Source organism: Shewanella sp. 11B5 (assembly GCF_002836795.1).
GTDB lineage: Bacteria > Pseudomonadota > Gammaproteobacteria > Enterobacterales > Shewanellaceae > Shewanella > Shewanella frigidimarina.
The window spans coordinates 1-12,176 of sequence record NZ_PJAP01000278.1 but is presented as its reverse complement, the minus strand read 5'-3'; the positions used below and the strand labels follow the sequence as shown (position 1 = coordinate 12,176).

9 protein-coding genes are annotated in these 12,176 nt (G+C 42.1%); 2 read left to right on the top strand and 7 right to left on the bottom strand.

All coding sequences use genetic code 11. From position 1 onward, the window contains the following. From CXF78_RS04965 to CXF78_RS04935, 7 genes are all read right to left on the bottom strand, one after another. The coding region (locus tag CXF78_RS04965) for a sigma factor (protein WP_308302237.1) at window positions 1-326 on the bottom strand (326 nt) is incomplete at its 3' end. A gap of 101 nt (window positions 327-427) precedes the next feature. Continuing rightward, the gene (locus CXF78_RS04960; RefSeq protein WP_102036152.1) at window positions 428-2,062 is read right to left on the bottom strand and encodes a BatD family protein; all 1,635 of its coding nucleotides are present in this window, start codon (window positions 2,060-2,062) and stop codon (window positions 428-430) included. Then, window positions 2,056-4,128, bottom strand: a complete 2,073-nt coding sequence (locus tag CXF78_RS04955) for a VWA domain-containing protein (protein ID WP_220491729.1) — start codon at window positions 4,126-4,128, stop codon at window positions 2,056-2,058. The genes CXF78_RS04960 and CXF78_RS04955 overlap by 7 nt, the downstream gene beginning before the upstream one ends. Then, complete coding sequence (locus CXF78_RS04950) at window positions 4,128-5,147, bottom strand: vWA domain-containing protein (RefSeq protein WP_102036150.1); 1,020 nt, start codon at window positions 5,145-5,147, stop codon at window positions 4,128-4,130. The genes CXF78_RS04955 and CXF78_RS04950 overlap by 1 nt, the downstream gene beginning before the upstream one ends. Further along, window positions 5,141-5,689 (bottom strand): DUF4381 domain-containing protein, encoded by a 549-nt coding sequence (locus tag CXF78_RS04945; RefSeq protein ID WP_102036149.1) that lies wholly within the window; start codon window positions 5,687-5,689, stop codon window positions 5,141-5,143. The genes CXF78_RS04950 and CXF78_RS04945 overlap by 7 nt, the downstream gene beginning before the upstream one ends. Next, on the bottom strand, window positions 5,690-6,625 hold the full coding sequence (locus tag CXF78_RS04940; protein WP_011638128.1) for a DUF58 domain-containing protein: 936 nt from the start codon (window positions 6,623-6,625) through the stop codon (window positions 5,690-5,692). A 41-nt stretch (window positions 6,626-6,666) separates the two neighbouring features. After that, on the bottom strand, window positions 6,667-7,623 hold the full coding sequence (locus tag CXF78_RS04935) for an AAA family ATPase (protein WP_011638127.1): 957 nt from the start codon (window positions 7,621-7,623) through the stop codon (window positions 6,667-6,669). A gap of 249 nt (window positions 7,624-7,872) precedes the next feature. Here CXF78_RS04935 and fadI point away from each other — a divergent pair, with 249 nt between their 5' ends. Both fadI and fadJ read left to right on the top strand, forming a co-directional pair. Then, entirely contained in the window at window positions 7,873-9,183 is a 1,311-nt protein-coding gene (gene fadI, locus CXF78_RS04930) for an acetyl-CoA C-acyltransferase FadI (RefSeq protein WP_011638126.1), read from the top strand. Window positions 9,184-9,188: 5 nt separating this feature from the next. Continuing rightward, entirely contained in the window at window positions 9,189-11,315 is a 2,127-nt protein-coding gene (gene fadJ, locus CXF78_RS04925; protein ID WP_041413635.1) for a fatty acid oxidation complex subunit alpha FadJ, read from the top strand. Window positions 11,316-12,176 lie beyond the last annotated feature (861 nt).

Sequence of the window (12,176 nt, the reverse complement as noted above, 5' to 3'; positions counted from 1 at the left end):
AGTACATCTTCAAGTAAATCTTGTTCTACGTCGCTATAGTCAAATTGTTTACGCTCAAAACGTCTGGCATTTTCCCGTCTTAAAATGGTAATTAGCCAGGCTTTGGCCGCTTTTTCGTCATTTAATGAGTCCAATGAACGCCACGCCCTTAAGAACGTTTCTTGAGTAATATCTTCAGCAACATGCTTATCACCACATAACCAAAAGGCGTAGCGAAATATGTCGGTGTGAAGAGCCCTGACCAGGCTATCGTATCGTCGTTGTTTTGTTAGCATCTCAGATAAGACCGCGGGTTCGGACTTTTTCTTTCGCAATGAATCAAACATTTTTTAACTTTTTTGAGTTAATAATATGTAACAGCTTAAAAAGGAGGAGGATTAATAGCAAGCTAAATAGCAGAATCCACCTACTATTTAGCCTTCTAATGCTATGGATTTAGCTCCGCGATTATTGATTTTTTATTGTCGAGAGGGGGTTGTTGATAAGCCAAAATAGCATCCATTAGCGATTTTTTATCAATCGCTTGTGGCTTATTACTGTATTTGTCTGCTTGTAGCTTATTCATTGCAAACGCCAATTGTTCTGATAAACCGCTAATTTGAGTCAAGGTCATCAATTTGCCTAAACGCTCGCTAAAGTAGGCTTGTATCGCAATAATAGCAGCACTGCTGTCGTTACGATCGCATGCATGAATAATTGCATTGAGTCCGGTAGTTGCTGTTTTTCTAGGTGTTTTGAGGTTTTTATTGTCTTGATTAGATTGCGGCAACGTGCGGTTTATCGATGCAGCTTTACGCCATAAGACTAAAGTGATGAGCCATAATACCGCCAGAACCGCACTCAGTAACGGCCAATATCCGCTGTCTTGAACGGCACTAAAAGTATCTGCAGGTGGAATATCTGTCGTAGCCGTTGTGCTGCCTACCACGTTAATCGTGCGGGCGGGTAATGTGGCAAATTGTTGCTTTTTAAGATGTGGGTTCCACCAAGGTACATTTATCTCTGGTAGAGTGTAAGTGCCTGGTTTTGTTGGCACAATAGCAGTAGTGATACTGTATTGTGATACCACTTGATTATCGCGGACAAAAGTTTGTCTTAACGGTTTTTCTGGATAGGCTTTTAAGCCGTCGGCCAGTGGAATATCAATGTCGGGTAAACTAGTGTCATCGGTATTTGATGCAATCAGACTAATTGTGCGGGTAATTGGGCTGCCAACTTCAAATTCGCTGATATCGTCTGGCCACGTCTCTTTTAATACTGCAATATCGCTGACTAACCATTTTCCTTGGTAGCTTGGCGGTGTTGGATTAATTTGGATCACTTCTCTTTCAGCTTCTGTTTGCATTGGCCGACTTTCATTAAAGCCAAACATACCCCCGCGTCTAGGCGCTTCAACAAGTACATCGCCTGAGAAACTGGCGCCATTGATAACTAACTCCCCTGGCAGATCGGCAATAATACCGTAAGTGCGTTCAATCACTCTAAAGCGACGGCCATCAATGATCTCACTGCCATCTTTGTCTTCGCCGATTTGCTTGATTTGCGCCCCTTCAATAACGGGTGCACTTAACACTCCACGTTGTAATTCTACTGCAAGGTATAGCTTCACTTTATAAGTGATTAATTGGCCGACATAAGCTTCAGAGGCATTAGTGTTGATTTTAATAAATACGTTTTGTACTTCGTCAGCAGGTGAACCTTGTGGAATAACTTTTAAGGTAATTGGCTTTGAGCTAATCCCTTTGATGTTAAACGCTGGTATGGTGACGTTGCCTGCTGACTTAGGTGACAATAATACCTGCCAACGAGTTTCTTTGGTGGTGTCAAAATTAACCATTTTAGTGCTACGGCCAACACTGGTTCTTCCAACAATAAAGTCATCGAGTAATACAGAAGTATCTAATGCACCCGCATTTAGATCATCATCGGCAATAATATCGAGTACGAAATATTCGCCTGTAACAATTGGGTTTCGGTCGATGGTAGCTTGTACTTGGCTAAGTGCAAATACCGGTGCTGCAATGATGAATAGCAATAGGCTAAAAAAAGTTCTGATTACCACTGTTCATTTTCCTTAGGCGGTTGACTATTTTGACGACGTTTTTGATATTCAAGCTGCATTTTATTGCGGATTAATACTTGTGGATCTTCGTTTATGGCGCGAAGAGCACGTTGCATATCTGCAGGTAAATCATCTTGATTTATTTGTGAAGCCGATATGACGTTTGATGGCGCAGATTCAGCTTGTGCTGGTTGATTGTTTTGTTCAGCCGATGTAGTCATTTGCTGCTTTTTAGCTGACTCATTTTCATCATTAGACTCTGCTTGCATACTGGCTTCATTGCTCATTGTTGAGTCATCGCTATTGGCAGATTGATCACCTTGTTGAGATTGACTGTCATCGGATGATGGTTCAACCCCAGCTTGTTCATCAGGAGATTGGTTCGCGCCTTTTTCGTTCTGAGACGGGTCATTAGCCTGCTGTTGTGTGCCTTTGGGCTTATCTTCAGCGTCAGCCGCTTTATCATCTGAGTTACTGCTTTGTGATTGTTGCTCGTTATTAGCTTGTCCGTTTTGCTGATCTTGCTCATTCTTTTGCTCATCGTTATGTTCATCTGATTGCGATTGTTCAGAAGGCGAAGAGTTTGAGTCTTGATTAGACTTGTCTGAATTAGATTGGTCATTGCTCGACTGGTCAGAGTGTTGGCCATTATCTGATTGATCTTGTTTAGATTCATTTTGTTGATCGGTATTTTCTTGTTGTTTTTGTCTTTTTTTAGCCACGTCAAGATTTTGTTGTGCTTCTGTAAAAGAAGGTTGCAAATCAATGGCTTGTTGATAACGATTAATAGCCTCTTGATAATCTTCCAGTTGCATCAGGGCATTACCTTGATTGTATAAACCTTGGGCGCTGCTATCTTGCTCAAATCCTTCGAGTGCTTGTTGATAATTACCGGCTTTGTATTGTGCCGATGCTTGCCATTGTGGGTTTTCGAATGTTTCCGCTGCTTGTGAAAATTCACCTTGTTCAAATGCAGACTGTGCTTGTTGGTCTTTAGTTTTCCATAAGTCCTGCCACACAGAGGCTTGTGCTGGCTGACTGTTGGCTAGACTAAATGTCATTGCAGTAGCGAATAGTAAGCTAGGGCTAAGCATAAGGGTTAATAATCCTTGTCTAAAACTCATTAACATCGGGATGATTAATAACATTGCTAAATATGGACCCAGATCTTGCCAAGTCTCGCCAGCAAGCTCAGTTTCTGTTGCCTTGCCATCAGTTGCCAGCCAGTTGGTTAGAGTGGACACATCGCTGCCATCGGTTTGGGCCGGTACAAGGATCCCTTGATGTTGTTGGGTTAGTTTTTGTAATAGACCGTAATCGGTTTTAGCGACGACAATTTCATTACTACTATCACGCAGTAATTGACCATCAGCTAAGCGAATTGGCGCACCTTGTTTACTGCCAAAAGCCATGATCGATAAACGGTAACGGCTGTCAAGTGCACTGCTTGCTTGATTAAATTGTTGTGCAGAAATGCCATCGGTCATGACAATAATATCGCCCCTGGCATGGCCACCTTGAGCCAATAGTTTTTCTGCTAGAGATAACGCCGCTGCTAAGTTAGATCCTTTAGTGGGCATAATATCGGGTGATAATGTTGGCAGTAAGTTTAAAATGGTGTCACTGTCGCGTGTTAACGGGCTAATGGTATAAGCATCACCAGCATAGGCAATCAACCCTGTTTCGCCTTCTTTTAATTCATTTAATAAGTCGGTCGCTCTAAATTTAGCGTAGGACAAACGATTTGGACTTAAGTCGGTGGCATACATGGACTGAGACATATCCATAATGAGTACTCGACCTTGTTCGGTAGCAAATACCGGCAGATTTTGTTTATTCAATGCCGGCCCTGAAAGCGCAATCACGGCGACTATCCAACAGGCAATTAATAGCCATTTGGGCTGATGACTTTTCTCAACCGTTTGGCTGATAAGCAACTGACTTAAATGTGGGGCGATATACTGCTTCCATGCTGATTGCTGGCTGTGTTTACGCCAAAATAATGCACTTAATATCAATACTGGAATGAACCCCAATAGCCATTCAGGGCGAATAAAATGGATCATTATTGATTCGCCTCTTTGGTTTGGTTAGTTTTAGTCTGGTTGGTTTTAGCCAATAACTGAGCAGGCCATTGTTGTTGCAAACTAATTAGAAAACTGAGCAATAATGACATTAATAATGGCCAATAAAATAACTCACTTTTGGGACGATAACTCAATTGATCTCGACTCACCGGTTCTAACTTGTCTATTTCTTGATAAATGCTGGCTAACTCTTCACTATTTCGCGCTCTAAAATAACGGCCTTTAGTCATGGCAGCTAATTTTTTGAGTTGGTCTTCGTCTAAGTCCATTGATGGATTAATTCGTTCTTTACCAAAAATAGTTCGGCGTTCTAATATTTCGGCTCCAACCCCAATAGTGTAAATGGTGATGTTTCGTTTCGCGGCAATTTGAGCGGCGACTTCTGGTTCAATATTACCCGCATTATTAGAGCCATCCGTTAACAGAATGAGTACTCGGTTACTTTCGTCAACTTTATCAAAGCGCTTAACCGCCAGGGCAATAGCTTCACCGATAGCGGTTTGCTTGCCGACTAAACCTATCTGCGCCTCATCTAAAAATGTGGCAACTGAGCGGCGGTCTAAAGTGAGTGGTGCTTGTAAATAAGCATGATCAGCAAATAAAATAAGTCCGAGTCTGTCACCTTTACGACGTTCGATAAAGTCACTAAGTACATGTTGTATTAGGGTAAACCTGTTAACAGTTTGTCCATTTATTACCATGTCTTCAATTTGCATACTGCCGGATAAATCTACCGCAATCATTAAATCACGGCCTTTTGCCGGTAATTCTATGGGATCGCCAAGCCACTGTGGTCGAGCTATTGCTAACAACAACAATATCCACATTAGCCAGTAACGTTTTCTGCTGCTTTTTCGGTTTACTGAGCTGGACGCTGTAACCGTTGTCGCGATGCCGGGTAGCTGTAAATGTCCGCCGACATTATGTATGTTGATGCGTTTTATCAACAACGGAAGCGGCAGTAAGATTAATAACCATGGCCAGTAAAATGCTAGCATTTGGCCTCCAGATGTGAATTGTTGGATGATAACGTTGCATCACTAAAAGGACGTTTATTGCTTAGCCAGGCTTTTGCTAAAGATTTTAATTGGGCTTTTTCGGTTTGATCTAAACCACTTGCTTGATGTCGCTTAACTAATAGTTGACCAATTTTATGTTGCTGGCCAGAGGCGAGGCGAGTATCTAACCAATCAAACCAAGGCTGACCGTTGAGTTTAGCGAGGTGTTCACGCGGTAAATAGGTAAGTGCGGTGCGTTTGAGTAAGCTGTTAACCTGTGCCGCAAAGGTATCATCTTCAATATCATAGCTATCTAGTAACGTCAGCGCTATTTTTCGTGGTGCATGATATTGATGTTGTTTATATAAACGCTTAATTAACCAGATTGCTAAGGTTATTAATACAGCTGCAATTATCCAATATCCAGGTGCGATAGGCACTGCACTAATTGGCTCTGGTAATACAATATCTTGCATTTGCGCTAAAGCGGAGGCTTTGGCGTCAATAGGCAATGGCTGTGTTGGTAAATTAGCTGTGGTCATTTAACGTAAAATATCCAATTGTGCACTGAGCGGTTTAGCGGCATCGATGAATTTAGGTTGTACTTTTATCATATTCATTAATGAGACGAATTGCTGCAACTGCTGTTGCTGGGTACTTAACCAGGCTTCATAACTTTGACGTGTTAGGGTCAGTTGTTGTTGGCCATCTCGTACGGGTAGAGAAAATTGTTTGGGTAACGCTAAGGTTCCCTGTCTTAATGGATCTGTTACCACAAAGGCACCAATATCACAGTGACGCGACAACTCGGTTAAAGGCGCTAAACATTGCTGGTTGATATGCTGGCCGTCAGTAATAATCCAAATAAGTGACCCTGGCTTAGCAATACGCTGTAGTCGTTGGCAGGCTTTAAACATATGGCCGGGATCGGGTGATAATTGATTTATTTGGTTTAATTGTTGTTGATGGACATCAATTAATCCTGAGGTTAACTGTAAAATACCTTGACGGCGACTACGTGGTTTTAGCTCCAAGTGAGTGCTTTCACTGGCAATTAATGCCCCGAGCCTATCGCCATGGTTAATGGCATTCCAACCTAACGTGGTGGCTAAATGAGCCACTTGCACCGATTGTAATAGTAGCTGGGAGCCAAAGTATAAGCTGTGGCTCAAGTCTATTAATAGCAGGATAGGGCGTTCGCGTTCTTCAACAAACAACTTAGTATGCGCAACACCTGTTCGAGCAGTAACTCGCCAGTCAATAGTACGAACGTCATCTCCATTTTGATAATGACGCACTTCAGCAAACTCCATACCGCGGCCTTTTATTTGGCTGCTTCGGTGACCAGACAATGCCGCTTTCGCCCGTGATTGGCGATCGGGTATGGCACGGGATAAGCTTTGGCAAGCAATAAGCTCTTGCTCATTCAAGCTCACACCATCACTGTAAAGTGGTAATGAATTAGTTGGGTTCATCATAATCTAATCATGCTTAATAATAGGTGCTGGCGCTGCAACATTTACGGTACGGCAACTTGACTAAGAATGTGATCAATCACCTGATCTGCCGTAACACCTTCCGCTTGCGCTTGATAACTGAGTAACAAACGGTGACGTAACACATTAGGCGCAACAGCTTGAATGTCTTCTGGTGATACAAAGTCGCGCTCATATAACCAAGCACGCGCTCTGGCGCAGCGTTCTAATGAAATCGTGGCCCGAGGACTTACACCATATTCAAGCCATTTAGCTAAATCAGCACTGTAGCGAGCAGGTTGTCGAGTCGCCATCACAATTTCAACGATGTATTTCTCCAACGGTTCAGCTAAGTAAATATCTAATGCCTGATCTCTTGCTGCAAACACATCGGCTTGTGCGACGGGGTCTATCGTGGGCAACTGATGTGTTTTGGCCTCTTTACGCGATTGTCGTAAGATTTCGACTTCGGTTTCTGCGCTAGGATAATCGAGGTTTAAGTGCATTAAAAAACGATCTAATTGCGCCTCTGGCAGTGGGTAAGTCCCTTCGTTTTCTAGCGGATTCTGTGTTGCCATCACTAAAAATAGTGGCGGTAAAGGATAACTATTTTTACCCACGGTAACTTGGCCTTCAGCCATTGCTTCTAAAAGCGCTGACTGAACCTTAGCTGGGGCACGGTTAATTTCATCTGCTAGGATTAGATTATGGAAAATTGGCCCTGCTTCAAATTCGAATGTCCCCGTTTGCTGACGATAAATATCAGTACCGGTTAAATCGGCTGGCAGTAAATCGGGAGTGAATTGAATACGATGAAACTCGCCTTCCACTCCATCACATAATGCTTTCACTGCACGGGTTTTGGCTAAACCAGGAGGACCTTCAACCAATAAATGTCCGTTTGCGATAAGTGCTATCAGCAAGTTTTCAGTTAATACGGGTTGACCTAAGACAACATTATCTAAATAGGTGCGTAGTGAGTGGAAACGACTTAACGGCATAGCTGTACTCAATTTATTTAGTTGGCATTGGGATTATTACACCCTATGTTATGAATTCTATTGGTTTTTGGCTAGTAGGATTAACACAATTTAACTCTTTATGAAGTAGATAGTTGTAAACGCCTGTTTAAAACTATTCAATAAAAAGTTAGAATCAGATCACACTTTGATGGTCTGACCAGATTATCTGGCAAAAATAGAAACTTACCGGCGGTGCCGAGATAAGCTAACAATAATAGAGGGTGACACATGAGTGATAGACAACAAGTAACAAATTCCCGGGGTGAGCGCATTGCGATTGTTGCCGGTTTAAGAACACCATTTGCAAAACAAGCAACAGCCTTTCATGGCGTATCCGCGCTAGATATGGGCAAAATGGTGGTTAATGAGTTGCTGTCTCGCTCTGAAATCGACCCTCAGTTAATTGAACAACTTGTTTACGGCCAAGTTGTACAAATGCCTGCGGCACCCAATATTGCCCGTGAAATTGTACTTGGCACTGGAATGAATGTATCAACAGATGCTTATTCTGTTACCCGCGCCTGTGCAACCAGTTTTCAGTCGGCGGTTAACGTAGCTGAATCAATTATGACCGGCAATATTGAAATCGGCCTAGCGGGTGGTTCAGATTCGTCTTCAGTATTACCTATTGGGGTATCCAAAAAGCTTGCACATGCTTTAGTCGATTTAAATAAAGCACGTACTTTTAAGCAGAAATTTGCGATTGCACGTCGTTTAGGCTTGAAAGACTTAATGCCAGTACCGCCTGCGGTTGCTGAGTATTCAACCGGTTTGTCTATGGGGCAAACCGCCGAACAAATGGCTAAGACATACAATATTAGCCGTGCAGATCAAGATGCGTTAGCACACCGTTCGCATACATTGGCGACCGAAACATGGAACTCAGGTCATCTTCGCAATGAAGTCATGACAGCTCATATTCCGCCATATAAACAATTCATTGACCGTGACAACAATATCCGTGAAAACTCTGTATTAGAGTCTTACGCCAAGTTACGTCCCGCATTTGATCGCAAGCACGGTACCGTTACTGCCGCCAACAGTACGCCATTAACTGATGGTGCTTCAGCCATTATTTTAATGAGTGAAGGTCGCGCTAAAGCTCTAGGTTATCAACCTATTGGTTACATCAAGAGTTATGCGTTTACGGCTATCGATGTATGGCAAGACATGTTAATGGGGCCTTCGTATGCTACGCCATTAGCATTGAAACGTGCTGGAATGGAATTAGAAGATTTAACGCTGATTGAAATGCACGAAGCATTTGCTGCACAAACATTGGCAAATATGCAGATGTTTGGTTCTAAAAAGTTTGCTGAAGAAAAATTAGGTCGTAACCGCGCAATTGGCGAAATCGACATGAGTAAGTTTAACGTACTGGGTGGCTCTTTGGCTTATGGTCATCCTTTTGCAGCAACCGGTACGCGTTTGATTACCCAAGTGTGTAATGAACTTAAGCGTCGTGGTGGTGGTACTGGTTTAGCAACTGCTTGTGCTGCAGGTGGTTTAGGTGCAGCAATGATTTTGGAGGTGGAGTAATGAGCATGGAAAAAACATTTAATTTAGCTCGTCGTGACGATGGTATTGCCATTTTAACAATGGACGTTCCTGGCGAAACCATGAACACCTTAAAAGAGCAATTTGGCCCTGAAATCAGTGAAATATTAACTGAAATCAAAGCTGACAGCAGTATCAAAGGTCTCGTTGTTATTTCAGGTAAAGCAGATTCGTTTGTTGCCGGTGCCGACATTACCATGTTAGCTGCTTGTAAGAATGAAGAGCAAGCCAAAACATTGTCACAACAAGGGCATGTGGTTTTTGCTGAGCTTGAAGGATTATCTATTCCAGTTGTTGCCGCGATCAACGGTGCTTGTTTAGGTGGTGGTTTAGAGTTAGCGCTAGCGTGTCATTTACGCGTATGCAGTGACGATAAAAAAACCATGCTAGGTGTGCCAGAAGTGCAACTGGGTTTATTGCCTGGTGGTGGCGGTACTCAACGTTTGCCTCGTTTAGTGGGTATTACAACTGCTCTTGATATGATGTTAACGGGTAAACAAATTCGTCCTAAGCAAGCGTTAAAAATGGGTTTAGTGAATGATGTTGTGCCTAACTCAATTTTGCTTGAAACTGCGGTTGAGCTAGCGAAAAAAGGTAAACAGGCCGCAAAGCCTGTCGTGCAATCTAAAATTAATCAATTTTTAGAATCAACTTCGTTTACTCGCGATATTATTTTTGATCAAGCGCGTAAGCAAGTATTAAAGAAAACCCAAGGTAATTATCCTGCACCGGCTAAAATCATCGATTGTGTTCGTCAAGGTATGAATAAAGGCATGGTGAAAGGGCTTGAGGTTGAAGCGACTCATTTTGCTAATTTGGTGATGTCGAAAGAGTCGGCAGCATTACGTAGCTTGTTTTTTGCCACCACAGAAATGAAAAAAGAAACTGGTGCTGAAGGCGCTGTGCCACGTAAAGTTAAAAAAGTAATGGTATTAGGCGGTGGCTTAATGGGCGGTGGTATTGCGTCTGTAACAACCACTAAAGCTAAAATTCCAGCGCGTGTAAAAGACATTTCAGAGCAGGGATTAAGTAACGCACTATCATATGCTTACAAGCTGCTAGATAAAGGCGTTAAGCGTCGTCATATGACACCTATAGCGCGTGACAATATTATGGCATTAATGACAACGACGACAGAATATACTGGCATTAAAGATGCCGATATCGTTGTTGAAGCGGTATTTGAAGATTTAGCGCTTAAACATAAAATGGTTCAAGATGTTGAGCGTGAATGTGGTGAGAACACCATTTTTGCTTCTAATACGTCTTCATTACCTATTGGTCAGATTGCTGCTGCGGCAAGTCGTCCTGAAAATGTGATTGGTTTACATTACTTCTCTCCGGTAGAAAAAATGCCATTAGTTGAAGTGATTGCCCATAAAACCACATCACCAGAAACGATTGCTACCACAGTGGCGTTTGCACGCAAGCAAGGTAAGACACCTATTGTGGTTCAAGACGGTGCTGGTTTTTATGTTAACCGTATTCTTGCCCTGTATATGAACGAAGCTGCGCAATTATTACTAGAAGGTCAGCGTATTGAGCATCTAGATCGCGCATTAGTGAAGTTTGGTTTCCCTGTGGGACCGATGACTTTGCTTGATGAAGTGGGCATTGACGTAGGAGCTAAAATTTCGCCGATTTTAGAAAAAGAACTTGGCGATCGTTTTAAAGCGCCTGCAGCTTTTGACAAGTTATTAGCCGATGACCGTAAGGGTCGTAAAAATGGCAAAGGTTTCTATCAATATGGACCTAAAGCTAAAAAAGCCAAATTGGTTGATGAATCCGTTTACAAGGTTCTCGATATCTTAATCGCTTCAGATAAAGAAGCAAAAGGTGTGGCAGAGCGTTGTACGATTCAGATGCTCAATGAGGCTGTTCGTTGTCTTGAAGAGGGCATTATTGCCTCGGCAAGAGATGGTGACATCGGTGCTATATTCGGTATCGGCTTTCCGCCATTCTTAGGTGGTCCATTCCGTTATATCGACACCTTAGGTGCAAGTAATTTAGTCGCGACTTTACAAGGTTATCAATCACTGTACGGAGACCGTTTCGCACCGTGCGATACGTTAGTCAAAATGGCTAGCGATGGCAGCCAATTTTATAAAAAGTAAACCTAGTGTTTATTATTGATAACCTTTGGTTATCAAGTTGTAAAAAAGCGGCAATATATTGCCGCTTTTTTATTTAATGAAGGTATACTTTTGCCTGATTTTTAATCAGCTATATACTTCCTTACGGTATAATACCCGTTGTTTAGTATGGTAAGTTAAGGATGACAGCGTAAACGATGAGGATGATATTTCGCTATTAAACTGTAATAGTTTCGATCTTATGGCGTTAACATGATTAGTTGCGAGTCAAAGATGAGTCGTAATGATGTATAGGTAGGGATTACGTTAGCTGAGTTATTTGGAGTCAACGATAATGCAGTTCAGTTGGTTATTCATGCTTGTTTTATTGAGTATTAGTAGTGGTTTTTTATTTGGTTTCGCAGCTTATAAGCATGGATTAGCAGTAAAGCGGTGGGGATGTGTCGGTTGTATATTAGGTCCACTGACTTACCCATTGTTTAGTACTCACAAACGCTTGGCTGATATGAAAGTACGGCGACATGGCCGTTTTAGAATAGAAGGCTAAATTCATTTTAGTTTGCTATATCAAAATTCAAATTCAAATTCAAAACAACAAAAAAGGAGCTTATGCTCCTTTTTTATGGCTGATGGTTAATCATCAGTATCTAACAAATTACTTCCACCAAGCTCTGGCTTGGATAACTTCAAGGTGATTTAAACCTTCAGGCAATTTTACTTTTTTACGAGCTGGTTTTGCTAAACCAAGTGCTATTTTTAGAGAAGTAAACATAGGGTACTCCTTAAGCTGTTTGGGTGTCTAAAACTTTAAGGCCTGGAATGCTGGCGGTTTGAGTGTCTAGTACTTTAAGGCCTGGAATGCTGGCGGTTTGAGTGTCTAGT